Origin of the sequence: Oceanobacter sp. 3_MG-2023, assembly GCF_030688925.1 — a bacterium.
GTDB lineage: Bacteria > Pseudomonadota > Gammaproteobacteria > Pseudomonadales > Oceanobacteraceae > Oceanobacter.
The window spans coordinates 97,930-121,724 of sequence record NZ_JAUYVX010000011.1 but is presented as its reverse complement, the minus strand read 5'-3'; the positions used below and the strand labels follow the sequence as shown (position 1 = coordinate 121,724).

General features: G+C 51.7%; 24 protein-coding genes. 12 read left to right on the top strand and 12 right to left on the bottom strand.

Annotation, left to right across the window (positions count from 1 at the left end):
- Positions 1-28: 28 nt before the first annotated feature.
- The 6 genes from Q8W32_RS11415 to Q8W32_RS11390 all read left to right on the top strand — a co-directional run bounded on the left by Q8W32_RS11415 (position 29) and on the right by Q8W32_RS11390 (position 4,585).
- Positions 29-970, top strand: coding sequence for a ribose-phosphate pyrophosphokinase (locus tag Q8W32_RS11415; protein WP_303433015.1), 942 nt, complete (start codon positions 29-31; stop codon positions 968-970).
- A gap of 112 nt (positions 971-1,082) precedes the next feature.
- Positions 1,083-1,706 (top strand): 50S ribosomal protein L25/general stress protein Ctc, encoded by a 624-nt coding sequence (locus Q8W32_RS11410; protein WP_303433016.1) that lies wholly within the window; start codon positions 1,083-1,085, stop codon positions 1,704-1,706.
- A gap of 126 nt (positions 1,707-1,832) precedes the next feature.
- Positions 1,833-2,420, top strand: coding sequence for an aminoacyl-tRNA hydrolase (gene pth, locus Q8W32_RS11405; protein WP_303433017.1), 588 nt, complete (start codon positions 1,833-1,835; stop codon positions 2,418-2,420).
- A 39-nt stretch (positions 2,421-2,459) separates the two neighbouring features.
- A complete protein-coding gene (gene ychF / locus Q8W32_RS11400) occupies positions 2,460-3,551 on the top strand; it encodes a redox-regulated ATPase YchF (protein ID WP_303433018.1) in 1,092 nt (363 codons plus the stop codon).
- Positions 3,552-3,815: 264 nt separating this feature from the next.
- Positions 3,816-4,385 (top strand): TetR/AcrR family transcriptional regulator, encoded by a 570-nt coding sequence (locus Q8W32_RS11395; RefSeq protein WP_303433019.1) that lies wholly within the window; start codon positions 3,816-3,818, stop codon positions 4,383-4,385.
- A gap of 53 nt (positions 4,386-4,438) precedes the next feature.
- On the top strand, positions 4,439-4,585 hold the full coding sequence (locus Q8W32_RS11390; RefSeq protein WP_305414995.1) for a hypothetical protein: 147 nt from the start codon (positions 4,439-4,441) through the stop codon (positions 4,583-4,585).
- Between the two features lie 40 nt (positions 4,586-4,625).
- On the opposite strand, the gene Q8W32_RS11385 is transcribed toward Q8W32_RS11390, so the two are convergent.
- Both Q8W32_RS11385 and Q8W32_RS11380 read right to left on the bottom strand, forming a co-directional pair.
- Positions 4,626-5,225 (bottom strand): hypothetical protein, encoded by a 600-nt coding sequence (locus Q8W32_RS11385; protein ID WP_303433021.1) that lies wholly within the window; start codon positions 5,223-5,225, stop codon positions 4,626-4,628.
- Positions 5,226-5,332: 107 nt separating this feature from the next.
- The gene (locus Q8W32_RS11380) at positions 5,333-5,677 is read right to left on the bottom strand and encodes a DUF1820 family protein (RefSeq protein WP_303433022.1); all 345 of its coding nucleotides are present in this window, start codon (positions 5,675-5,677) and stop codon (positions 5,333-5,335) included.
- A gap of 130 nt (positions 5,678-5,807) precedes the next feature.
- On the opposite strand from Q8W32_RS11380, the gene miaB reads away from it, so the two are divergent.
- Genes miaB through Q8W32_RS11350 form a run of 6 tightly spaced genes read left to right on the top strand, consistent with a single transcriptional unit; the run spans position 5,808 to position 11,502 of the window.
- Positions 5,808-7,169 carry a tRNA (N6-isopentenyl adenosine(37)-C2)-methylthiotransferase MiaB gene (gene miaB / locus Q8W32_RS11375; protein WP_305414994.1) on the top strand — a complete coding sequence of 454 codons (1,362 nt, stop codon included), beginning with the start codon at positions 5,808-5,810 and terminating at the stop codon, positions 7,167-7,169.
- 35 nt (positions 7,170-7,204) lie between these two features.
- A complete protein-coding gene (locus Q8W32_RS11370; RefSeq protein WP_305414993.1) occupies positions 7,205-8,302 on the top strand; it encodes a PhoH family protein in 1,098 nt (365 codons plus the stop codon).
- Positions 8,299-8,781, top strand: coding sequence for an rRNA maturation RNase YbeY (gene ybeY, locus Q8W32_RS11365; protein ID WP_305414992.1), 483 nt, complete (start codon positions 8,299-8,301; stop codon positions 8,779-8,781). The genes Q8W32_RS11370 and ybeY overlap by 4 nt, the downstream gene beginning before the upstream one ends.
- On the top strand, positions 8,778-9,599 hold the full coding sequence (locus Q8W32_RS11360; RefSeq protein ID WP_303433027.1) for an HlyC/CorC family transporter: 822 nt from the start codon (positions 8,778-8,780) through the stop codon (positions 9,597-9,599). The genes ybeY and Q8W32_RS11360 overlap by 4 nt, the downstream gene beginning before the upstream one ends.
- 26 nt (positions 9,600-9,625) lie before the next feature.
- Entirely contained in the window at positions 9,626-11,149 is a 1,524-nt protein-coding gene (gene lnt, locus Q8W32_RS11355) for an apolipoprotein N-acyltransferase (protein ID WP_305414990.1), read from the top strand.
- The gene (locus Q8W32_RS11350) at positions 11,149-11,502 is read left to right on the top strand and encodes a DUF6164 family protein (protein ID WP_305414989.1); all 354 of its coding nucleotides are present in this window, start codon (positions 11,149-11,151) and stop codon (positions 11,500-11,502) included. Before lnt ends, Q8W32_RS11350 begins: the two co-directional genes overlap by 1 nt.
- Positions 11,503-11,513: 11 nt before the next feature.
- Here Q8W32_RS11350 and mutT read toward each other — a convergent pair whose 3' ends face one another.
- From mutT to murC, 10 genes are all read right to left on the bottom strand, one after another.
- Positions 11,514-11,966 carry an 8-oxo-dGTP diphosphatase MutT gene (mutT, locus tag Q8W32_RS11345; RefSeq protein WP_305414988.1) on the bottom strand — a complete coding sequence of 151 codons (453 nt, stop codon included), beginning with the start codon at positions 11,964-11,966 and terminating at the stop codon, positions 11,514-11,516.
- Entirely contained in the window at positions 11,966-13,183 is a 1,218-nt protein-coding gene (gene argJ / locus Q8W32_RS11340; protein ID WP_305414986.1) for a bifunctional glutamate N-acetyltransferase/amino-acid acetyltransferase ArgJ, read from the bottom strand. The genes mutT and argJ overlap by 1 nt, the downstream gene beginning before the upstream one ends.
- A 17-nt stretch (positions 13,184-13,200) precedes the next feature.
- Positions 13,201-15,936, bottom strand: coding sequence for a preprotein translocase subunit SecA (secA, locus tag Q8W32_RS11335; RefSeq protein WP_303433032.1), 2,736 nt, complete (start codon positions 15,934-15,936; stop codon positions 13,201-13,203).
- A 114-nt stretch (positions 15,937-16,050) separates the two neighbouring features.
- Positions 16,051-16,980, bottom strand: coding sequence for a M23 family metallopeptidase (locus Q8W32_RS11330; protein ID WP_303433033.1), 930 nt, complete (start codon positions 16,978-16,980; stop codon positions 16,051-16,053).
- 170 nt (positions 16,981-17,150) lie between these two features.
- On the bottom strand, positions 17,151-18,059 hold the full coding sequence (gene lpxC / locus Q8W32_RS11325; RefSeq protein WP_303433035.1) for a UDP-3-O-acyl-N-acetylglucosamine deacetylase: 909 nt from the start codon (positions 18,057-18,059) through the stop codon (positions 17,151-17,153).
- Between the two features lie 100 nt (positions 18,060-18,159).
- Positions 18,160-19,347: a cell division protein FtsZ gene (gene ftsZ / locus Q8W32_RS11320; protein ID WP_303433086.1), complete on the bottom strand. Its 1,188-nt coding sequence runs from the start codon at positions 19,345-19,347 to the stop codon at positions 18,160-18,162.
- A 63-nt stretch (positions 19,348-19,410) separates the two neighbouring features.
- Positions 19,411-20,646: a cell division protein FtsA gene (ftsA, locus tag Q8W32_RS11315; protein WP_303433037.1), complete on the bottom strand. Its 1,236-nt coding sequence runs from the start codon at positions 20,644-20,646 to the stop codon at positions 19,411-19,413.
- Complete coding sequence (locus Q8W32_RS11310; protein WP_303433040.1) at positions 20,646-21,407, bottom strand: cell division protein FtsQ/DivIB; 762 nt, start codon at positions 21,405-21,407, stop codon at positions 20,646-20,648. Before Q8W32_RS11310 ends, ftsA begins: the two co-directional genes overlap by 1 nt.
- Before the next feature lies 1 nt (position 21,408).
- On the bottom strand, positions 21,409-22,329 hold the full coding sequence (locus Q8W32_RS11305) for a D-alanine--D-alanine ligase (protein ID WP_303433042.1): 921 nt from the start codon (positions 22,327-22,329) through the stop codon (positions 21,409-21,411).
- On the bottom strand, positions 22,326-23,771 hold the full coding sequence (gene murC, locus Q8W32_RS11300; RefSeq protein ID WP_303433088.1) for a UDP-N-acetylmuramate--L-alanine ligase: 1,446 nt from the start codon (positions 23,769-23,771) through the stop codon (positions 22,326-22,328). Before murC ends, Q8W32_RS11305 begins: the two co-directional genes overlap by 4 nt.
- Positions 23,772-23,795 lie beyond the last annotated feature (24 nt).

The following is a 23,795-nucleotide window of genomic DNA, read 5'->3' as shown; positions in this document are numbered from 1 at the left end:
GATTAAAGTGACATCAAAGGGGACTATTGTGTCTAAGTTGATGGTATTTACCGGTAATGCCAATCCGGAACTGGCCCGACTCGTTGTCGAACGTCTCGACATTCCCCTCGGTGAAGCCAGCGTTGGAAAATTCAGTGATGGTGAAATCACCATTGAGATCGATGAAAACGTACGCGGTAAAGACGTTTTTATAATCCAGCCTACCTGCGCTCCCACAAACGATAATCTGATGGAAATCCTGCTGCTGGCCGATGGCTTGCGTCGTGCTTCTGCCGGACGTATCACCGCCGTTGTACCTTATTTTGGTTACGCCCGTCAGGATCGTCGCCCACGCAGTGCCCGTGTACCAATCAGTGCCCGTGCCGTTGCCGATATGATGGCAGGTTCTGGGATTGACCGTATGCTGACGGTTGATCTGCACGCTGACCAGATTCAGGGTTTCTTTGATGTTCCCGTCGATAACGTTTACGCCTCTCCGGTATTGCTGGATGACCTGGAACGCCAGAATTACGATAACCTGATTGTTGTCTCTCCGGATATTGGTGGTGTTGTCCGTGCTCGTGCCATCGCCAAACAGATGGATGTCGACCTCGCCATCATCGACAAACGTCGCCCGAAAGCCAACGTTGCCGAAGTCATGAATATCATCGGTGATGTCAAAGGCCGTACCTGTGTACTGGTTGATGACATGGTCGATACCGCCGGCACTCTTTGCCATGCCGCCAAGGCATTAAAAGAATTTGGTGCTGAAAAAGTTGTCGCCTACTGTACACATCCTGTACTATCCGGCCCCGCTCTTGAACGGCTTGCCAATGCAGAACTGGATGAGTTGGTGGTTACCGATACCATCCCGCTGTCTGAAGCCGCTCGCGCCACCGGTTCCATTCGCCAACTGACCATTGCTGGTCTGCTGGCTGAAGCGGTACGCCGGGTTAATAATGAAGAATCCATCAGCGCGATGTTCCGTTAACCATACGAACACGTACTGAACCCGGTAGCACTCAGTGTTACCGGTTAAATAAAACCGCCAGCACTGGTCGCAAGTTCTGGCGGTTTTTCTATCTGCTAACGAGGTATTTATTATGTCAGACTTCACATTGTCTGCTGTTGTTCGCGAAGATTCAGGGAAAGGTGCGAGCCGCCGCCTGCGTCGTGAAAATGGCGTTCCTGCTATTGTTTATGGTGGTTCAGAAGAGCCTGTAACCATTACCATCAAGTCGAATGAATTCAACAAACGACTGGAGAATGAAGCGTTTTACAACAGCATCATTACTCTGGAGATTGCTGGCAAGTCTGAACAGGTTGTCCTGAAAGACCTGCAACGCCATCCTGCCAAAGACATCCTGTGGCACGCTGATTTCCTGCGCGTTAACAAAGACAGCAAGATCAAGGCCCACGTCCCTCTGCACTTCATCAACGAAGATACCTGCGTTGGCGTTAAAATGGGCGGTGGTAAAGTGACTCACCAGGTCACCAGCATCGACATCATCACAACAGCTGAAAACCTGCCAGAATTTATTCAGGTAGATCTGGCTGACGTTGAAGTCGGTACTGTTGTTCACTTGAGCGATCTGGTAATGCCAGAAGGTGTTGAATCTCTGGCTCTGAGCCATGGCGCAGATTACGACGCTGCAGTACTGTCTGTTCTGGTACCTAAAGGCACCACAGAAAGCGACGAAGACGAAGCAGCAGACGCTGCTGAATAATTTCGTCTGGTCGTAATAAAAAAAGCGAGGTTTATCCTCGCTTTTTTTGTTTTCAGATTGACCAGCATTTATGATGCCGCAAGCTGACAAGCGGTTCTCGAATCATTATGTTGATGAGGCAAGTAAGTGACTGCACCAATTTCATTGATCGTCGGTCTGGGCAATCCGGGCAGCGAATACGAACATACCCGCCACAACGCTGGCTTCTGGTGCCTGGACGCTATTGCACGTAGCCACGGTATCACCCTGTCAGCGGACAAAAAATTTCATGGGCTCGCAGGCAAGGGCCGAATCAATGGCCATGAATGCTGGTTACTCAAGCCCACCACCTTTATGAATCGCAGCGGACTTGCCACTGCGGCACTGGCTAATTTTTACAAACTCAAAGCAGATAACATCCTTGTTATTCACGATGAGCTGGACCTTCCTCCCGGTGTTGCACGCTTCAAAACCGGTGGTGGCCATGGTGGCCAGAATGGCTTGCGCGACATTATCAGTCAGCTTGGCAATAACAAGGACTTTCACCGTTTGCGCATTGGTATTGGTCACCCCGGCGATAAATCTCGCGTTACCGGTCATGTGTTGGGTCGCGCCCCCATTGCCGAAGAAAAAAGTATTCGGGCTGCAATCGATGAAGCCATTCAAGTGCTACCCGATGCCCTGAATGGCGAAATGGCCAAAGCCATGAATCGACTTCACTCGTTTAAAGGGTAAAATACCCGCCCCGTTTTTATCAGATACAGGAAACCATCTATGGGCTTTAAATGCGGTATCGTTGGCTTGCCCAACGTCGGAAAATCCACGCTGTTCAATGCACTCACCAAGGCCGGCATCGACGCAGAGAACTTTCCGTTCTGCACCATTGAGCCTAACTCGGGAGTGGTTTCCATGCCCGATAAACGCCTGGATGAATTGTCTGAAATCGTCAAACCGGAACGCGTTGTTCCCACTTCGATGGAATTTGTTGATATTGCCGGGCTGGTCGCCGGTGCATCCAAGGGTGAAGGCCTGGGCAACCAGTTTCTTGCCAATATCCGCGAAACGGATGCCATTGCCCACGTTGTCCGCTGTTTTGAAGATGACAACGTGATTCACGTTGCCAACCAGGTTAATCCGGCTGATGACATCGATATTATCAATACCGAGCTGGTACTGGCTGATATGGATTCCTGCGAGAAACAGTATCAACGTGTCACCCGTACCGCCAAAGGGGGTGACAAGGACGCCATCGCACAAAAAGCCTTGCTCGAGCGCTTGCTGCCTCATTTTGAAGAAGGCCATACCGCCCGCATGCTGGATATGAGTGATGACGAGAAAAAGGTCGCCCGCGCATTCCACCTGCTGACCACCAAACCCACCATGTACATTGCCAACGTGGCGGAAGATGGTTTTGACAACAACCCTCACCTCGATGTGGTCCGCGATATCGCCGCTGCTGAAGGTGCCCAGGTGGTCGTGGTATGTAACAAAATCGAGTCTGAAATCGCTGAACTGGATGATGAAGACAAGATGGAATTCCTTTCCGAAATCGGTATGGAAGAACCAGGCCTGGACCGTGTTATTCGCGCCGGTTATGAATTACTCGGATTACAAACCTACTTCACCGCAGGTGTAAAAGAAGTTCGCGCCTGGACCATCAAGGTCGGTGATACCGCCCCACGGGCTGCTGCTGCCATCCATACCGATTTTGAACGAGGCTTCATTCGGGCGGAAGTGATTGGTTACAACGACTTTATCCAGTATCGGGGTGAATCCGGTGCCAAAGAAGCCGGTAAGTGGCGTCTGGAAGGTAAAGAATACATCGTCAAGGACGGTGATATTATCCATTTCCGTTTCAACGTATAAGCACGCCATTTTCGAAGCCAGCTTCGAAATATCAACCGATATATCAATAATATAGCAGGCACAGGTAGTCCTGACTGCCTGCTATTCGTATCACTTTTGACCGATTCTCCCTCCTTGCTCACCGCTGCACTGCCCTTTCCTGACAACTGTTGCAAATAATCAACAGATTGAACCAAAACAATACCTAATATTCCCCTAATATTGGATTGCAAACAGGCTCTTCAAAGAACAGAATGAACATTCAGTCACAAGCAATAGAGCATCATGATAGACAGGCGCGAAGATATCCTTAAAGCAACAGCAAAAATGATTGTTGAACATGGCCTTCAAGCATGCCCAATGTCCAAAATATCCGCCCTTGCCGGGTGTGGGGCTGGAACTATCTATCGATATTTCGAGACCAAGCAGGATCTGGTTTGTGCCTTGTTTGATGACCTGATTGAAAAGCTGACCGCCGCCTGTACCGAGGGCTACGACCCCTCGCTGTCACTACGCGAACGCTTTTTCACCTTGTGGGGAAATTATTATCGCTACGTGCTGGCCAACCCTTGCCAGCGGGCACTGATGGATCAACTGCTGGCGTCACCGACGATTTGCCCGGAACAACGGGAAAAATCCCTGGCAACGCTCCAGCAGGTGATTGGGCAGTTACTGAATGACGGCAAGCATCAGGGAGTATTCAAAGAACTTCCTAACGAACTGCTGAATACCGTGACGTACGGAAGCCTTTCCATGATGGCCAAAAAACAACAGCAGGCACCTGAGAAGTTCAGTTGTGTCAACTGTGATGAAAACGAGATTCTCTGCCTGTGCTGGGATGCCATACGCTGCTAATACGATACGAACACGGAATGAATATTCTTTCACCTACTCGGACAGGATCACACATGAACAAGCAATCCACTGCAAATACTGTGGCCAGTGAAGTTACCGCTCAACTCCGCTACCACTCTCAAGCCGGGACTGGTTTTTATTCCACCCTGACTCACTTGATACTGAAACAAAAACGCCAGCGACTGGCGCTGGCGAAATAAGTAATCATATGAGATGGCGACATGTCGCTGCCAATCAACGTCAGTGCCGCACCTCACCTTGGCCAATATCCGAGTCGGCAAAGCGGCTCGATAAGATTGACAGCCGGTTAGCCACAACCAGGGTGTTTTCTGCCGCCAGAGTCAGTCCGGATTCATCCTCCACAGACTCCAGCAAGACGCAGGTGGTATCGATGGAATCCAATCCGACCACAATCGCCAGGATATAACCGTAACGGGTATTCAGCGCCACAAGATCGCCAATTTCGGTTTCTTCCCGCTCGGTATTAAAATCCTCACCGACCAGATCATCCGTACTGGCTGGTTTCTTGAATCGTGCCAAGGCTACCAGTTGCACGATGCCCTGAACGATACCGTCATTGATATCCAGTGTGACTTCGTTGTTTTCCTCAACATCCACCACGCGATCCAACAGACTCATAAACAGGTCAGAATCTTCATCAGACCAGCGCAAGTCAACCGGTGGTTTTTGCTCTCTGGAAGAGCAGAAAAAAACATCAGTGGGGAATTCTGCAGGCTCTTCTCCGCTAACCGGAGCAGGCATTAACAGACTAACGGCTTCCAGTCCGTTTTTTTCGTGTTCGGCAATCCGCCAGAACAACGGCATCACTTCTGTATTCATGAGACTCACTCCCCTACTCATCAGGAACATCTCATCTGAACATAGCAGGGCCTGCCGAAGCTGACAAGCCGTGCCGGAATCATCATCACCAACCGTCATCAATGACGTTATCGCCGTCCTGCCGGGCCTCCTCCTGGCCCGGGGAATACACTGATATTGGTCGTACCATCGGTTTTGGTCACGGTCGGCGTACCCTCTTTGCTGACTTCATCAATACGGATAACAGCATGCATAGGAATAAAGGTGCGTTTGACATCAGCAAACGTGTTTTTCAGCCTCTCTTCGCCAGGATCAACCACCACCTGGGAACGCTCTCCAAACAGCAATTGTTCGATCTCAACAAAACCATATAAATCACTGGGATAGATATAGCGCGCATAAATTTCAAATACCTCCGCTTGCTGTAAAAAAACAACACGGTAAACGGGTTCAGCTATTTCTTTCGAATTCATACAGGCGTCAGACAACCTCAAATACACAGAAAATCTCGATCAGGACTGCTGATACATACTGGCATCAACAGAAGGGAGCGAAGTATAATACCGCCCCTTTTTTTACGCGATACCGAAGGCTGTTTTGCCCATGACATCTGCCACTCAGGACCAACCGAAAAAGCTTTACATCAAAACGCACGGTTGCCAAATGAACGAATACGATTCATCCCGAATGGCAGACATGCTGGAGTCCAGCCATAAAATGGAAATCACCCAGAACCCGGAAGAAGCCGATGTTATTCTGCTGAATACCTGTTCCATCCGGGAAAAGGCCCAGGAGAAAGTCTTCCACGAGCTGGGCCGCTGGAAAAAACTGAAAGCCAAAAATCCCGACCTGAAAATCGGCGTTGGCGGTTGTGTTGCCAGCCAGGAAGGGGATGCCATTATCAAGCGTGCTCCCTTTGTCGATATGGTGTTTGGCCCCCAGACGTTGCACCGCCTGCCATCCATGGTCAACAAGGCGGCCAATGCCATCCAGGTTGTGGATGTTACCTTTCCTGAGATCGAAAAATTTGATCACTTGCCGGCTCCCAAGGTGGAGGGGTGCAGCGCGTTTGTCTCGGTGATGGAAGGCTGCTCCAAGTACTGTACTTTCTGTGTTGTGCCCTACACTCGCGGCGAAGAAGTCAGCCGACCACTGGCCGACGTCCTCAAGGAAGTCGAATCGTTGGCAGCGCAGGGGGTACGTGAAGTCAACTTGCTCGGTCAGAATGTTAACGCCTACCGTGGCCAAACCACCGACGACGACGAAGCCGACCTTGCCGAACTGATCACTCAGGTTGCCGATATCGAGGGTATTGACCGTATCCGTTTCACCACGTCCCACCCACTGGAATTCAGCGATAGCCTGATCCAGGTGTATGCCGAAGTCCCCGAACTGGTCAGCCATCTGCATTTACCCGTACAAAGTGGTTCCAACCGGATTCTTGCGGCGATGAAACGCGGCCATGAAATTGACCTCTACATCGACAAGATTGAGCGACTGCGCAAGCTGCGTCCGGATATCTCCATTTCCTCCGACTTTATTATCGGCTTTCCGGGTGAAACACTGGCAGACTTTGAAGACACCATGAAGCTGATCGAAACCATTGGTTTTGATACTTCGTTCAGTTTTATTTACAGCGCCCGCCCCGGTACACCGGCGGCTGAGTTACCGGATGAGACACCAGAGAGCATCAAGAAAGAACGTCTGCATATTCTGCAGGACCGTATTTTGCAAAATGCCCAGCTGATCAGTCGTCGTATGGTTGGCCGGGAAGAGACCATTCTGGTCACCGGCGTCTCCCGCAAAGACCCCGGTGAACTGCAGGGACGTACTGAAAACAACCGTGTCGTCAACTTCCGCTATGAAGACCATAGCCTGATTGGTAAATTCGTCCGGGTGCAGATTGAAGATGCCTACCCGAACAGTCTGCGTGGTGTCATCATCGATGCTGATCAGGCGTACTAGACCAGTACGCTTTTGCTTATTTTCAGGAGATTTTTTTGACCGATACGCCCAGCGCTCCAGCACTTACTGCGGATCCTGCCGTCCAGACTCTGGAGCTGCAGCCGGAAGATGCCTCCCGACTCGCCAATCTCAGTGGCCATCTGGACAGCCATATTCGCCAGATTGCCGACCACTACCAACTGGTGATCTATAATCGCGGCGGTCAGTTCCGCTTTGAAGGCGACCAGATTGCCGGGCAGCGGGCAGCGCGGCTGATTGAACGGCTTTACCGTGAGACCGCCAATAGCACGCCGATCACACCCGACCTGATTCATTTACTGCTCTCGGAAGATAAAATCAGTCAGCATGATGAAGCCAGTGACAACAGTAACAGTGACAGCGATATTGCAGAGTCACCAGAACAGCCTGATCTCCACGGCCCGCTGGTTATCAAGACCCCCCAGACCTATGTCAAAGTCCGCGGCAAGCATCAACGCGAATATATTCACCAGATACGCCGCTACGACATCAGCTTCGGCATTGGCCCCGCAGGTACCGGTAAAACCTTTCTCGCCGTTGCCGCCGCAGTAGAAGCCCTGCAACAAGATGAAGTAAAACGCATCCTGCTGGTACGCCCGGCCGTGGAAGCTGGTGAAAAACTGGGTTTTCTTCCCGGTGACCTGGCCCAAAAAATTGACCCGTATCTGCGGCCACTGTACGACGCTCTCTACGAGATGCTGGGCTTTGAGCATGTCGGCAAACTGATGGAGCGTAATATCATCGAGGTAGCGCCACTGGCCTATATGCGGGGGCGTACCCTCAGTCACTCTTTTGTGATTCTGGATGAAAGCCAGAATACCACCAGAGAACAGATGAAAATGTTCCTGACCCGGGTCGGCTTTGGCTCCAAAGCGGTGATTACTGGCGACCTTACCCAAACCGACCTGCCCCGTGGCGTGCAGTCCGGCTTGCGCCATGGTCTGGAAGTTCTCGACGGCGTTGAAGGCATTGGCATTACCCGCTTCGACAATCGTGATGTCGTCCGCCACCCACTGGTACAACGAATTGTGGATGCCTACGACCGTCACGACGAACAAGAGGAGCAGGCCAGAGTAGCCCGCCGCCAGGAACGACAGCAGGCCAACACACAATGACCACACCTCTGCTGGACTTACAGCTAGCCGATGAGATCGATCTGGGCGCAACAGAACTGCCAACGGAAGCGCAGTTTTTGCAATGGGTAACCGCCGCGCTCACCGACCGCTCACCTTATGACGAGCCAGAGTTAACCATTCGTCTTTGTGGAGCGGAAGAAAGTCAACAATTGAATCATGAGTATCGCGGAAAGGACTCGCCCACCAATGTCCTGTCCTTTCCTTTTGAGGCTCCGCCTCAGGTGCCGATCCCGTTATTGGGAGATTTGGTCATCTGTGTGCAGATTGTCACCAGAGAAGCTCATGAACAGGGTAAATCCGACGAGGCCCATTGGGCGCATATGGTCATTCATGGCTGCTTGCATTTACTCGGATACGACCATATAAATGACGACGAAGCGGAAGAGATGGAAGCACTGGAGCGTTGCCTGCTGGCACAGCTCAACTTCCCAGACCCTTATCAAGACGAGGCCCCATGAGCGAAGACCCCCGAAGTTGGTTGGAAAAGCTGACTGACCTGTTCTCTGACGATCCACAAAGCCGTCAGGACATCAAAGTGATTGTACGCGAGGCTGCCGAACGCAGCATTGTCGATAACGATACACTGAACATTCTTGAAGGTGCCCTGCAGGTTTCCGAAATGCAGGTCAGGGATATCATGATTCCCCGCGCCCAAATGGTCTCGATTCAAATCAACGAGTCACTCAAGGGCTGCATTCCGCGCATTATTGAATCAGCTCACTCGCGCTTCCCGGTACTCGGTGAAGGTCAAAACGAAATCCTCGGCATTATGCTGGCCAAGGATTTGTTGCCACTGCTGTTGGCGGATCATCACGATCATTTTCGCCTGCGGGATATACTGCGTCCAACCACCTTTGTGCCAGAGAGCAAGCGGCTGAATGTTTTGCTGCGGGAATTCCGTGCAACCCGTAACCATATGGCCATCGTGGTTGATGAATTTGGCAGCGTCGCCGGCCTGGTCACCATCGAAGATGTGCTGGAACAGATTGTTGGTGATATTGAAGATGAACACGACTTCGATGAAGAAGAGAGCCTGATCAAGGAAGTCGAAAGCCAGATCTTTATGGTCAAGGCACTGACTCCGGTTGATGACTTTAACGACCATTTTGAAGCCAGCTTCAGTGATGATGACTTCGATACCATTGGCGGCATCGTGATCCATCATTTTGGCCGGGTACCTGAGTGTAACGAAAGCATCAATATCGAAAACTGGCACTTCAAGGTCATTAACGGCACCAGCCGTCAAATCAACTTGCTTGAGGTCACCCCTGTGTGATGCCAACCACTTCCACCAGGGTCTCTATGATCTCCCACCGCTGGATTTCAAGGCTGTTGTTATTGGCCGCTGGTGCCATTTTCCCTCTCGCACTGGCGCCACTGTACTGGTGGCCGCTGGGCCTGGTCAGCCTGGCGTTGTTTACCCATATGCTGTGGCAACCGGATTCTTGCCGACAGGCCTTTGGGCGTAGTTGGTGGTATGCCTTTGGCCAATTTGGTAGCGGTGTTTCCTGGGTCTATGTCAGCATGCATGACTTTGGAGGCACCTCTGCGCCACTGGCCATCTTGCTGGCTGCCGCCTTTGCTGCCGTACTGGCTCTGGTACCGGCTGGCTGTTTCGCACTGTATGCCCTGTTCCATCGTAATGGACGGCAGGTAATACCCTGGCTGCTATTACCAACATTCTGGTTTATCAGTGAGTGGGTACGAAGCTGGCTGTTTACCGGCTTTCCCTGGTTATTTGCCGGTGATGCTCACTTGTTCACCTGGCTGGCGGGCTGGGCACCAGTGATCGGCAGCTATGGTATTTCCGTTATTCTGGTACTGACCGTCAGCAGCCTGATCCAGACATTACGCACTACCCGGCTACGTTACTTGTTAGTACTGCTGCTTTGGCCCACGGGGTACTGGTTACAGCAGCAGCAGTGGACCACGGCGATCGACACACTAACGGTCAGCAGCGTACAGGGCAATATCAACCAGAACCTGAAATGGAAACCGGAGATGGTCAGTCCGACCATCAACCTGTATATCAAGGAAACTAGAAAACTCTGGGACAGCGACCTGATTGTCTGGCCCGAAACAGCCGTGACACTAGTTTATGACCAGTTTCTACCCTATCTTGACGAACTCAGTCACAACGCCCAACTGCATAATTCCGGCTTGATTACCGGCATTGCCTACCGTTATCCCCCCAATCATCCGCTGGCTGGGGAGTACCACAATAGCGTGGTTGCGGCGGGTATGGCTGACGGCCTGTATCACAAGCAACAACTGGTGCCTTTTGGCGAATTTATCCCTTTTGAAAGTCAGCTACGCGGATTAATTCCTTTTCTGGATCTGGAAATGTCGAGTTTTCTGCATGGTGCTGCCGAGCAGCCGCTGATCCGTTTTGAAGCACATGACCAGCTGTATCTGATAGCCCCTTATATCTGCTACGAAATCGCCTACCCCCAACTGGTGGGCGAGATGGCCAAGAATGCCAACCTGCTGGTTACAGTGAGTAATGACGCCTGGTTTGGTGACTCTCTCGGGCCGAAACAGCATATGGGACTGGCGCAAATGCGCGCACTGGAAACCGGACGCTATTTGCTCCGCTCGACCAACACCGGTATCACCGCGCTGGTCAACCATCACGGCCGTATCGTAAAACAGCTACAGACCAGTACCCTGGGCAGTCTGACCGCCAAGGCGGAATTACGCACAGGAGAAACCCCCTACACCCACTGGGGACTGATTCCTCTATATGCTTTCTGCCTGATATCCCTGATATATGCTGCCGGTCTGATCATCACGGTCCGACCAACACCTGCAACGAGCAAACCCTGATGGCCAGATTATTATTCAAGCTGAATAACGTACCGGATGAAGAAGCCAATGCCGTGCGGGCTTTACTGGAACAGCATGATATTCCGTATTATGAAACCCATGCCGGGCGTTGGGGGATAGCGGTAGCAGCTATCTGGTTAGTGAGTGCTGACGATTATACCGAAGCCAGGTCCCTGATCGACCAGGTACAGCACAATCTGTTAACCCAAAAACAGACTGGCGATCCGGATCAGCTACCAGCGTCTCTACGCCAGCGCTTTCAGGAACGTCCCGTCGATTTTTTTCTGGTAGTAGTGGCGATAGCTATTATTATCATGCTGACCGTATGGCCATTTTTAACCGCGTTTGAATAACCGGCTTGCGGTTATTCAGCCAGGTTTGATTGGGCCAAACGATGCAGTGTTGCTTCCAGAATCGGCTGATTCGCCGCCGGAAAATTGTAATCAAGCAATTCCCTGGCGGTTACCCAGGTAATCGGCTGGCCTTCGGCACCATGAGCCTGTAACGCTTCAGCCGCCGTAACAGCAACCCAATACACATCCAGTCTCACCGACTTGTCAGGATAATCGAAGCAGACTTCAATCAGTGCCGACAGGCAGGCAGGCTCCAGCTGCAATCCCAGCTCTTCGTCCAACTCTCGTATCAGCGCGGCCGTCGTTGTTTCCCCAGCTTCAATTTTGCCACCTGGAAATTCCCAATAGCCGCCCTGATGTTTGTTATCCGGACGTTTTGCGATCAGGATTTGCTGTTGCGGATTACAGATCACCGCAACGGCAACAGCCAGTTGAAGTGGCTGGGTATCAGCGCCAATTGCCATCAGGAACGGTAATCAGCATTGATGCTGACATATTCATGCGACAGATCGGTCGTCCAGATAGTCTCGGTTACATCACCACGCCCAAGGGCAATACGTACGGTAAACTCAGGCTGTTTGAAAATCGCAGCGCCAGCATCTTCGTTATAACCATCACAACGACCGCCATCTTCCACGATTTGTACGTCATCCAGCCAGATCTGGATTTTTTCCAGTTCCATGTCTGCTACACCGGCACGACCAACAGCGGCCAGAATACGACCCCAGTTGGCATCGGAGGCAAACATCGCTGTCTTGACCAGAGGTGAATGGGCCACGGTATAGGCCACATCCAGCGCTTCTTGCGCGGCTTGTGCCTCGACCACTTCGACGGTGACAAACTTGGTTGCCCCTTCCCCGTCACGCACAATGGCCTGAGCCAACAACTGGAATGCGATTTTCAGTTCGGCAAACAGGGCTTCAGCCACTGGCGAATCGGCATCATCAATGGTCAGGGTCGACTGACCTGTTGCAATTAACAGGCAACTGTCGTTAGTGGAGGTATCACCGTCAATGGTAATACGGTTGAACGAGGCATTCGCCAGGCGTCCACACCACTGTTCCAGCACGGTTTTGTCAATGCGAACATCCGTGGCGATAAAACCCAGCATGGTCGCCATATCTGGCTTGATCATACCAGCACCCTTGGAGATGCCTGTGATCGTTACTTCGTGGCCATCCAGCTCAAAACAGTGAGAGTAACCTTTGGGCAAGGTGTCGGTTGTCATGATGCCACGGGCTGCACGGGCCCACTGATCGTCGCCCAGGTGAGCCAGAGCCAGTGGAATACCCCGTTCAAAGGCATCCATATTCAGCGGCTCACCAATCACGCCGGTCGAGAATGGCAAGACCTGACTGCTGGCCACACCGGTTGCCTGCGCCAGTAGCTCACAACTACGTCGAGCATTGGCAAATCCCTGCTTGCCTGTCCCGGCGTTGGCATTGCCGGTATTGATCAGCAGGTAACGTGGCGCCTGCAGCGCCAGATGTTCACGAGCAACCACGACCGGGGCGGCACAAAAGGCATTTCGGGTAAATACTCCGGCGACTTCTGTGCCTTCCGCCAGCTCAAAAATTACCATGTCGTCCCGGTTTGGATAACGCACGGCAGACTGGGCAACCCCCAGCCGCACACCGGCAACAGTTGCAAAATCTTCAAATACAGAAAAATTAACGGCCATCTTGTTTCTCTTGTGCCTTATGACAGCTTGCCATGGCAATGCTTGTATTTTTTACCCGAACCACACGGACAGAGCTCATTACGACCTACCTTGCGATCGTCACGTACAAATGGCTGCGCCTGATCATCACCTTCGGCCTGCTCGATTGGTTCATCCGCCACCATGCTGGTCGTTGCTTCGTGTTCGTACTTGGCCAACTGGGCCTGGGCTTCAGCTTCCGCCCGGCGTTTTTCTTCCATTGCCTGCACTTCTGACTCTTCACGCACTTTGACATGAGAGAGTACACGGATGGTTTCGCGCTTGATATTGCTCAGCAATTCCTGGAACAGGATAAATGATTCACGCTTGTATTCCTGTTTCGGGTTCTTCTGGCCATAACCACGCAAGTGGATTCCCTGACGCAGATGATCCATGGTCGCCAAGTGCTCTTTCCAGAGGTTGTCGACGATCTGCAGCATGACTTGCTTTTCAAAACCACGCAGTGTTTCCCGACCGGCAGATGCTTCCTTCTCTTGGTAGGCTTGCTCAATGGCCGTCAGAATACGTTCACGCAGCGTCTCTTCGTACAGTTTGTCTTCCGAGTCCAGCCATTGCTGAATCGGTAAATCGACATCAAATTCTGATTTCAGATGCGCTTCCAGCCCAGCGATATCCCACTGCTCTTCCAGACTTTGTGGGGCGATATAGTCATTAATCGCATCATCAACCACGTCTTTCCGGATCGTGGAGATAATGTCACCAATATCTTCCATCGCCATCAGGTCATTACGCTGCTCATAAACCACCCGACGTTGATCGTTGGCAACATCATCGTATTCAAGCAGCTGTTTACGAATATCAAAGTTACGGCCTTCCACCTTGCGTTGTGCTTTCTCAACGGCATTGGTGACCATTTTGTGCTCGATGGATTCGCCGTCTTTCATACCCAGCGCTTGCATCATGTTACGCATACGGTCGGACATGAACATACGCATCAGGCTGTCGTCCAGCGACAGGAAAAACCGGGTTGATCCGGCATCCCCCTGACGACCCGCACGACCACGCAGCTGATTATCGATACGGCGTGATTCATGACGTTCGGTACCGACGATATGCAGACCCCCGGCTTCCAATACCGCATCATGCCGTTCTTGCCAGTCCTTCTTGACTGCGGCGATTTCTTCCTCGGTAGGATTATCCAGGCGGGCAACTTCAGACTCCCAGTTACCACCCAGCATGATATCGGTACCACGACCTGCCATGTTGGTCGCGATGGTCACGGCTCCCGGACGACCGGCATCAGCGATAATTTCTGCTTCGCGTGCATTTTCCTTGGCGTTCAGCACATTGTGCGGAATCTTGGCTTTTGTCAGTAATCCAGCCACATACTCGGAAGATTCAATCGACGCGGTACCCACCAGTACCGGACGTTTCAGCTCAATTACCGCACGTACTTCTTCGACAACTGCTGCGTATTTTTCTGGCTGGGTAGCGTAAATCACATCATTGTAATCGATTCGCTGGACGGGTTTGTTGGTCGGAATCACCACCACATCAAGGCCATAGATCTGGTTAAATTCAAATGCTTCGGTATCGGCAGTACCAGTCATACCAGCCAGTTTTTCATACAGCCGGAAGTAGTTCTGGAAGGTCGTGGAAGCCAGAGTCTGACTTTCGGCCTGGATACGGACACCCTCTTTGGCTTCAATAGCCTGATGCAGGCCTTCGCTCCAGCGACGCCCTGGCATGGTACGTCCGGTATGCTCGTCGACAATAACAATCTGGTTATTCTGGACAATATAGTCGACGTTTTTATGGTAAATCGCATGGGCCCGCAAAGCGGAATGGACATGGTGCAGCAAGTTGAGATTCTGGGTGGCATACAGGCTTTCACCGGCTTCCAGAATTCCCTCGTCAACCAACATGCCTTCAACAAATTCGTGCCCTTCCTCAGTCATTTCAACTGAACGGGTTTTTTCATCGATAATAAAGTGCCCGGAAACCGGGGTATCGTCTTCGTCCAGTTCACCTTGGACCAGCTTGGGTGCCAGCAAATTGATCTTGCGGTACAGCTCGGAATTATCCTGAGCAGGGCCAGAAATAATCAAAGGAGTTCGGGCTTCATCGATCAGAATGGAATCCACTTCATCGACGATGGCGAAATACAATTCGCGCTGCACCTTATCGTCCAGAGAAAACGCCATATTGTCGCGCAGGTAATCGAAACCGAATTCGTTATTGGTGCCGTACACGATGTCCGCTTGATATTGCTCGCGCTTTTCTGCGGTTTGCTGGCCGGGGACAACAACACCAACACTCAACCCCAGGTATTCATACAGGGGACGCATCCACTCGGCATCACGACGCGCGAGATAATCGTTCACGGTAACGACACTGACGCATTTGCCTGTCAAAGCATTCAGATAGGTTGGCAAGGTACCCACCAGGGTTTTACCTTCGCCGGTACGCATCTCGGCAATACGGCCTTCATGCAGGGTAACACCACCAATCAGCTGGACGTCAAAGTGACGCATCCCCATCACTCGCCGGCTGGCTTCCCGGCAGACGGCGAAAGCTTCTGGCAGCAGGGCATCCAGTTTTTCACCACCTTCCAGGCGCTGCTTGAATTCAGCAGTTTTGGCCTGCAACTCGGCATCAACAAGCGCTTTCAGGGCTTCTTCATGGCTGTTTATCTGTGTAACCAGCTTACCCATACGCTTCAGTTCCCGGCTATTTTTACTGCCGAAAAGCTTGCGAAAAATATTACCCATCATGAGATTCTAACTATCCAATTTGCAAATACAGTGAGGCCCGGACGGACTGAAACGCTCGATTATACGCGCTTCAGATGACAAGTCCGAGATGGTGACAAGTAATTTGATCAATGCCTATCGGAGGGTACGATGAAGATATGCAGATGGGTCAACTGTCCGGCCGTTCTTGTACACTTCAAAATGCACATGAGGGCCGGTTGAACGGCCACTACTTCCCATCAAGGCAATAACATCGTCTTTACGAACGATATCGCCAACCTTGACGTTCAGCTCAAAGCAGTGGGCATAACGCGTTTTATAGCCATTGCCGTGATTGATCTCAACCAGTTTGCCATAGCCATAACGATCACCAGCCCAGGTAACAACCCCAGACGCAACCGCAATAATATCCGACCCCTGCTTACCGGCAAAATCAACACCGCCATGCCAAGCCAGCTGGCCGGTAAAAGGATCGGTACGACGACCATAGCGGGAAGACATCCAGCCTTTTTTGATCGGTCGGCCAGTTACAAATGTATCCGCATCCAGCCGTTGGGCAGACATCAGGTCATCCAGCACTTCCAGCTGCTGCTCACGATGACCAATACGATTAGCCAGGTCATTCAGCACATCGCTGATTTCCGGCGCTTCGTAGGCTTCACCCAGTGTCTTTGGCCCGCCCAAAGCAGGTGCCATGGAAAAATCGAATTCATCGGCTTCCAGATTGGCAACACTGACCAGGCGTTCACCCAGAGCATCCAAACGCATCAGACGGGACTGCAGCTCGGCCAGTTTGACCGTTAGTGCCTGTAATTCCTGATTGGTCTGGACACGAATCTGCTCCAGCTCCTGACGCTGCAGGCTGAGATCATTTTCCCAGGCTTCTGCTGCCTGTGGCTCCAGGGAAAAACCTTCATCTGCCAACCAGTCAACCAACCAGAACCCGGCCATCCCCATTGCAAAAGGCAGGGCCACAAGGCACCCAAATAACAATGTCTTGGCAGGTGTGGTCAATCGGTAAGTACGGGACTCTCCGTGACGCTGACCAACAACAATAATGTTCATAAATAACCAGGTAAGTGACGATTACCAACTTGCTTGCTACTTATTGACACCAACCGCATCACAAACGAAGCCTTACAAACCGCAAAACTCATCAGAATCCACCAACAAACAGACAAAAACAAGGCCATATAGTATGGCCTTCGGGTATTGCTATAGTTTTTCAGATGCAATCAGCCAGCAGCAGCTGGGCGCATATAAGTAATCGGTGCAGTTTCTTCGGTAAATTCAACGAATTCCCATGCATCTTCATGCGCCAGCAACTCTCGTAACAGACAGTTATTCAGTCCATGACCAGACTTGTAGCCAATGTACTCACCGATCAGGCTATGCCCAAGCAAATACAGATCACCGACTGCGTCCAGTATCTTGTGTTTGACGAACTCATCTTCATAACGCAAGCCGTCTTCATTCAGAACCCGATAATCATCCACTACGATCGCATTTTTAACGCTACCGCCCAGCGCCAGGTTCTTGGAGCGCATATACTCAAGATCCTTGGTAAAGCCGAAGGTACGCGCACGGCTTACTTCCTTGACGTATGACGTCGAGGAAAAATCCAGGCTGGCCTTCTGAACACTCTGTTTGAGTACTGGATGATCGAAATCAATTTCAAACGATACCTTGAAGCCATCATAAGGAGCAAAAGAAGCGGTTTTGTCACGCTCTTTGACTTCGATACGACGTTTGATACGGATAAAACGCTTTGGAGCATCCTGCTCCATCAAACCTGCCGATTGCAGCAAAAATACAAATGGGCCAGAGCTGCCGTCCATAATAGGCACTTCGCGGGCACTGACTTCTACAATCGCGTTGTCGATACCCAGCCCGGCCATGGCCGACAACAGGTGTTCTACCGTATCGACTTTGGCGTGATCACGTACAAGGGTGGTGGACAAGGTGGTTTCGCCGACATTCAACGCATGCGCAGGAATATCAACGACAGGGTCAAGATCGGTACGACGGAATACGATCCCTGTATTAACCGGGGCGGGCTTCAGAGTCAGGTAGACCTTTTCACCGGAGTGAAGGCCTACACCTGAAGCGCGGATAGTGTTCTTTAAGGTGCGTTGAGGGATCATTCTGACAATCCTGCCATTTCTGGTCGTTTCTTATACAAATAGATAGATCCTGCAATTATAGCAGGAATGCAAGAACACGCTAGCGGCATGCTCTTTTTACTCAATCTGCCTGACGACGCAAGAAAGCAGGTATATCCAGATACTCCATGTCTTGCCGTGTTTGTGGTTCCGCTTTTGTCGCAGCCTGAGCTCCCGCTCCAGCCTGACGAGTCACGGCTGGACGATCAAGCTTGTTGTAGTCTGGAGTACCATCTGCACGCTTTGGCGCCGGTGTATTATCGACTACTTTTTTTGGACGGGGTTCCGTTGCAGGAGCTGAAGAACTGCTGGCATGGAAATTCAGGCCAGTGGCAACAACAGTAACCCGCAGCTCATCGGTCATTTCCGGATCAATAACAGTACCGACAACAACCGTTGCATCTTCAGCAGCGTATTCACCAATAATGTCACCCACTTCCGAGAATTCGCCCAATGACAAATCATAGCCTGCGGTCACATTCACCAGGATGCCACGTGCTCCTTTCAGGTTGACGTCTTCCAACAGAGGACTGCCAACAGCTGCTTCTGCGGCCTGGCGTGCACGGTCTTCGCCACTGGCGGAACCGCTACCCATCATGGCCTGGCCCATTTCGGACATAACTGTTCGCACATCGGCAAAGTCAACGTTGATCATGCCTTGCTGGGTAATCAGATCGGCAATGCCTTTGACCGCGCCATACAGCACGTCATTGGCAGTGCGGAAAGCATCCATCAATGTGGTGCCTTTACCCAGGACCGACAGGAGTTTTTCATTAGGGATAGTAATCAGTGAGTCAACATGCTCGCTTAACTGTTTCAGGCCAACTTCTGCCATGGCCATACGTTTTTTACCTTCAAACGAAAACGGCCGGGTAACAACAGCAACAGTCAGGATGCCCAGTTCACGGGCAATTTCAGCAACAACAGGAGCGCCACCTGTACCAGTGCCTCCCCCCATGCCAGCTGTAATAAAGACCATGTCAGCACCTTTCAGGGCCTCTGCGATACGATCACGATCTTCCATCGCCGCCTGGCGACCAACATCGGGATTCGCGCCAGCACCCAGTCCTTTGGTCAGGCCAACACCCAGTTGAATTACAGAACGAGCACCAACATTACGCAACGCCTGAGCGTCGGTATTGGCACAGATAAAATCAACGCTATCAATGTTGCTTTCTACCATGTGCTGGACGGCATTACCGCCACCGCCACCCACGCCGATAACCTTGATTATCGCCTCTTCCGGCACATCATCTGCTAACTCAAACATATCGCCTTCTTTTCCAAATGACATGATGCCCCCCCTCTCTACTACCCATCATTACATTAAATACTAAAAGTTGCCTTTTATCCATTCCGATAACTGTGTAAAGATCCCGGAATGTGATTTACCTTCAATTATAGCTACTGGCTTATTTTTAGCCTGTTTCACAGCGTAAAGAAGTAACCCTACAGCGGTACTATAAATAGGGTTATTAATTACGTCAGTTAACCCGGAAACCCCATGAGGCCGGGCCAATCGGACTGGCATATGAAATATCTCTTCTGCCAATTCAACCACACCTTCCATTTTTGATGTGCCGCCGGTCAGTACAACACCAGCAGGGATTAATTCATCATAGCCGCTACGACGCAATTCTGCCTGAATCAGAGAAAATAATTCATCATATCGAGGCTCGACCACTTCTGCCAAAGATTGCCGTGACAGCTGACGTGGCGGGCGTTCACCAACACTCGGAACATTGATCATCTCATCTTCGTGCGCCAACTGGCGCAAGGCGCAGGCGTACTTGATTTTTATCGCTTCGGCATGCTGGGTCGGTGTTAATAATGCCATTGCGATATCATTGGTCACCTGATCCCCTGCAATTGGAATAACAGCGGTGTGCCGTATAGCGCCATCGGTAAAAATAGCTATATCAGTGGTACCACCACCGATATCTACCATACAGACTCCCAATTCCCGCTCATCATCACTTAACACGGCATAACTGGATGCCAATTGTTCCAGAATAATATCATCAGTACTCAGTTCACAACGTTGTACACAACGTTCAATATTTTGCGCTGCATTCACCGCTGCAGTTACCAGATGTACCTTGGCCTCCAGCCTGACACCGGCCATTCCTACCGGTTCACGAATACCTTCCTGATGGTCGACTGAATATTCCTGGGGCAGAACATGGATCGTACGTCGATCCTGTGGAATAGCGACAGCTTGAGCAGCGTCGATGACCCTCTCCACGTCGGCTTCCGTGATCTCGGCTCCTCTGACGGCGACTACGCCATTGGAGTTTTGTGACTGTACATGGCTGCCAGCAATACCGGCATACACCGAATGAATGGTACAGCCCGCCATCAGTTCGGCTTCTTCAACTGCACGGCGAATTGACTGCACAGTGGACTCGATATTAACCACTACGCCTTTTTTCATCCCCCGACTGGGGTGACTGCCGAGACCAACAATTTCAATACCGCCATCTGATGTCACTTCCCCGACAATAGCAACAATCTTGGACGTTCCTATATCCAGTCCCACCAGCATTTGACCTGCCTGTGCATTTGCCATTACCCGGTTACCCCTGTTGTTTGCCAGCGAATAGCCGCACCCTTGCCATATCTCAAATCCACCTGGCGTACCTCTTTAGCATCCAGCGCTCCCAATAGAGCAATCAGACGCTGTAATCGTTCTTCAAAATACTGGCGTCCAAAACGAACAATCCAGCCATTTGACAATGTTGCATCGACTGCCTGCACCGCATTAACACTCATGCTGTTCACGGTCAAACCCTGACCAGTCAAAGCCTGCTGCAGGCGTCGAAAATATTTCACTGATTCATTCTTCACCGGATCAGCCCCGTATAGTCGCATCAGCCCGGTTGTGGCGAATCCAGGCGGTATTGCCGACAGACGACCCGTGGCAGTCAGTAGCTGTTCATCATTCCATAGCGCCACCGGCAACTCCTCATACAACAGTAATTCCACACTGTCCGGCCAGTGCTTTCTGACCGCAACACGGCTCACCAGTGGAATAGCCGCCACCTGCTGCTGAACCTGGTTCACATCCAGAGTAAAGAAACTCTTGTCTCTCACCCACAATAACTGGCGCGCAATATCTTCTGCATTCAAAACATTCAGCCGGCCAACCACCACCACCGCTTGAACCGGCCAGGTGTGATAGGCCTGACGTACAACCACTCCGGCACCGACAAAGAGCAGCGCAATAACCAGTCCGATCCAGACCTGAACGGGAATATGCAGTCGCCGGGTAATTGGCTCACGTCTGACTGGCGTCAGAGTGGCACCGCGTGCTGGTTGCTTGTCCGACATATCAGTGCTTCTTCACTTCTTCCAGCAAGCGGATAACCAATTGCGTAAATGACATCCCCACTGCCCGGGCCGCCATTGGCACCAGGCTATGGTCTGTCATACCCGGACTGGTATTCACTTCCAGTAGCCAGAATTGGCCATCGGCATCGGCCATCACATCCACTCGCCCCCAGCCCTGACAACCAATCAGATCGAAGGCCGTCATGGCCAGCTGCTGCAACTCGGCTTCTTTCTCAGCACTCAGGTCCGATGGTAATAAATATTCTGTGTCTAATGATTCGTATTTTGCCTCATAATCATAAAACTCATGTGACGTTTTCAACTGAATCACAGGCAGCGCCTGTCCCCCCACCAGAGCAATGGTGTACTCGTTCCCGGTAATCCAGCGTTCTGCCAGCACCAGCGCATCGTATTGACTGGCAAATTGATAACTGTCTTGCAGGGCTTGCGCATCATGTACTTTACGCATGCCAATGCTGGAACCCTCATGGGCAGGCTTGACGATGACGTCATGCCCCAATTCCTGAATGACGTGTTGCCAGTCAGATTGCTGCCCCAGCAGCACTGCCGCGGGTGTTGGCAAGCCAGCAGCCTGCCAGATCAGCTTGGTGCGCCACTTATCCATTCCCAGTGCCGATGCCATAACACCACTACCGGTATAGGGAATCCGGAGCCACTCCAGTAACCCCTGAATGGTACCATCTTCGCCGCCCCGCCCATGCAATGCGATAAATGCCATATCAAAATGCTCACGCGCCAGGCAAGCCGCAATGTCTTCTTGTACATCCACGCCAACAGCATCCACCCCGGCAGCGACCAGGGCGCTCAACACAGCCTCACCGCTGCGTAGCGATACGGCACGTTCAGCAGAAACACCGCCCATCAAAACGGCTACACGACCAAATCCGCTACGATCTGTCATTCATTCGCTCCCTTTGCTTTGGCACGATCAATGGACTCCAACCAGCCAGGTAATTGCTCGGCCAGCCGGGCAGACAAGGAACCAATGTCGCCAGCCCCCTGGGTCAGTAACAAGTCACCGGCTCTGAGCACCCCCGTCAACAGTCCTTCGAGGGATTCGCCACGTTCGATAAATACCGGATCCACCTCTCCGCGCTGACGCAAACTGCCACAGAGTGAGCGGCCATCCGCACCGGCAATTGCTTTTTCTCCAGCGGGATAAACATCCATCAACAACAGGATATCCACGGTCGATAATACTTTGACAAAATCTTCATACAGGTCACGCGTACGGCTAAATCGATGCGGTTGAAACAGCATCACCAGACGGCGGTCGGGAAAACCCTTGCGAATGGCTTCAATCGTCACTTCCAGCTCACGGGGGTGATGACCATAGTCATCCACCATCATCACATTGCCACCTGCCAGTGGATATTCTCCACAGACCTGGAAACGCCGCCCGACACCGGCAAATTTTTCCAGTGCCGAACGGATTGCTTCATCAGGCACACCTTCTTCATCGGCAACCGCAACCGTTGCCAGCGCATTAAGAACGTTATGCCGACCCGGCATCCGCATACGAATATTCAGTGGCTGACGATCCCCTGGCCGCACCAGAGTGAACTCGGTAAACAGCCCCTGCTGAACCACATTGATCGCCCGATAGTCGGCATCTCCGGAAAAACCGTAGGTCACGGTCTGACGGGAAATGGCAGGCAGAATGGAGCGTACTGTCTCGTCGTCAATACAGATCACTGCCAACCCATAAAATGGCAGGTTTTGCAGGAAATCAACGAAGGTCTGCTTTAATCGCTCAAAGTCGCCGCCATAAGTCGACATATGGTCCGCATCAATATTGGTAACGATCGACACCATCGGCTGCAGATGCAGGAAGCTGGCATCACTTTCATCTGCCTCGGCAATCAGGTAACGACTGGCCCCCAAGCGGGCATTGGCACCGGCACTGTTCAACTTGCCACCAATAACAAAGGTCGGGTCCAGCCCGGCCTCCGCAAAAATACTGGTCAACAAGCTGGTCGTGGTGGTTTTACCGTGAGTGCCGGCAACCGCCACCCCATGACGAAAACGCATCAGTTCCGCCAGCATTTCTGCCCGTCGCACGACCGGCTTGCGTTGTTCCAGGGCCGTCGATACTTCCGGGTTGCTGACATCAATCGCCGACGACACCACCACCACATCGGCGCGCGCCACATTGTCTGCGGCGTGGCCAATAAACAATGTCACCCCCAGATTTTGCAGGCGACGGGTCACCGCGGAAGCCCGGATATCGGAACCAGTGATGGTATAGCCCTGGTTCAACAGCACTTCTGCAATACCACACATCCCGGTGCCACCAATACCCACAAAGTGAATGCAACGAATACGCCGCATTTCGGGAATCATATGTGCCAGCGGACCATTCGCCAG

What these genes read in the sequence shown, in the direction of transcription:
- Q8W32_RS11410 (WP_303433016.1), top strand. Translation starts at nt 1,083, where the DNA reads ATGTCAGACTTCACATTGTCTGCTGTTGTTCGCGAAGATTCAGGGAAA.
- secA (WP_303433032.1), bottom strand. Translation starts at nt 15,936, where the DNA reads ATGATGGGTAATATTTTTCGCAAGCTTTTCGGCAGTAAAAATAGCCGG.
- Q8W32_RS11360 (WP_303433027.1), top strand. Translation starts at nt 8,778, where the DNA reads ATGAGCGAAGACCCCCGAAGTTGGTTGGAAAAGCTGACTGACCTGTTC.
- ftsA (WP_303433037.1), bottom strand. Translation starts at nt 20,646, where the DNA reads ATGGCAAATGCACAGGCAGGTCAAATGCTGGTGGGACTGGATATAGGA.
- miaB (WP_305414994.1), top strand. Translation starts at nt 5,808, where the DNA reads ATGACATCTGCCACTCAGGACCAACCGAAAAAGCTTTACATCAAAACG.
- Q8W32_RS11305 (WP_303433042.1), bottom strand. Translation starts at nt 22,329, where the DNA reads ATGACAGATCGTAGCGGATTTGGTCGTGTAGCCGTTTTGATGGGCGGT.
- lnt (WP_305414990.1), top strand. Translation starts at nt 9,626, where the DNA reads ATGATCTCCCACCGCTGGATTTCAAGGCTGTTGTTATTGGCCGCTGGT.
- murC (WP_303433088.1), bottom strand. Translation starts at nt 23,771, where the DNA reads ATGATTCCCGAAATGCGGCGTATTCGTTGCATTCACTTTGTGGGTATT.
- ftsZ (WP_303433086.1), bottom strand. Translation starts at nt 19,347, where the DNA reads ATGTTTGAGTTAGCAGATGATGTGCCGGAAGAGGCGATAATCAAGGTT.
- Q8W32_RS11395 (WP_303433019.1), top strand. Translation starts at nt 3,816, where the DNA reads ATGATAGACAGGCGCGAAGATATCCTTAAAGCAACAGCAAAAATGATT.
- lpxC (WP_303433035.1), bottom strand. Translation starts at nt 18,059, where the DNA reads ATGATCCCTCAACGCACCTTAAAGAACACTATCCGCGCTTCAGGTGTA.
- Q8W32_RS11385 (WP_303433021.1), bottom strand. Translation starts at nt 5,225, where the DNA reads ATGAATACAGAAGTGATGCCGTTGTTCTGGCGGATTGCCGAACACGAA.
- Q8W32_RS11350 (WP_305414989.1), top strand. Translation starts at nt 11,149, where the DNA reads ATGGCCAGATTATTATTCAAGCTGAATAACGTACCGGATGAAGAAGCC.
- mutT (WP_305414988.1), bottom strand. Translation starts at nt 11,966, where the DNA reads ATGGCAATTGGCGCTGATACCCAGCCACTTCAACTGGCTGTTGCCGTT.
- Q8W32_RS11380 (WP_303433022.1), bottom strand. Translation starts at nt 5,677, where the DNA reads ATGAATTCGAAAGAAATAGCTGAACCCGTTTACCGTGTTGTTTTTTTA.
- Q8W32_RS11330 (WP_303433033.1), bottom strand. Translation starts at nt 16,980, where the DNA reads ATGAACATTATTGTTGTTGGTCAGCGTCACGGAGAGTCCCGTACTTAC.
- ybeY (WP_305414992.1), top strand. Translation starts at nt 8,299, where the DNA reads ATGACCACACCTCTGCTGGACTTACAGCTAGCCGATGAGATCGATCTG.
- ychF (WP_303433018.1), top strand. Translation starts at nt 2,460, where the DNA reads ATGGGCTTTAAATGCGGTATCGTTGGCTTGCCCAACGTCGGAAAATCC.
- Q8W32_RS11390 (WP_305414995.1), top strand. Translation starts at nt 4,439, where the DNA reads ATGAACAAGCAATCCACTGCAAATACTGTGGCCAGTGAAGTTACCGCT.
- Q8W32_RS11310 (WP_303433040.1), bottom strand. Translation starts at nt 21,407, where the DNA reads ATGTCGGACAAGCAACCAGCACGCGGTGCCACTCTGACGCCAGTCAGA.
- argJ (WP_305414986.1), bottom strand. Translation starts at nt 13,183, where the DNA reads ATGGCCGTTAATTTTTCTGTATTTGAAGATTTTGCAACTGTTGCCGGT.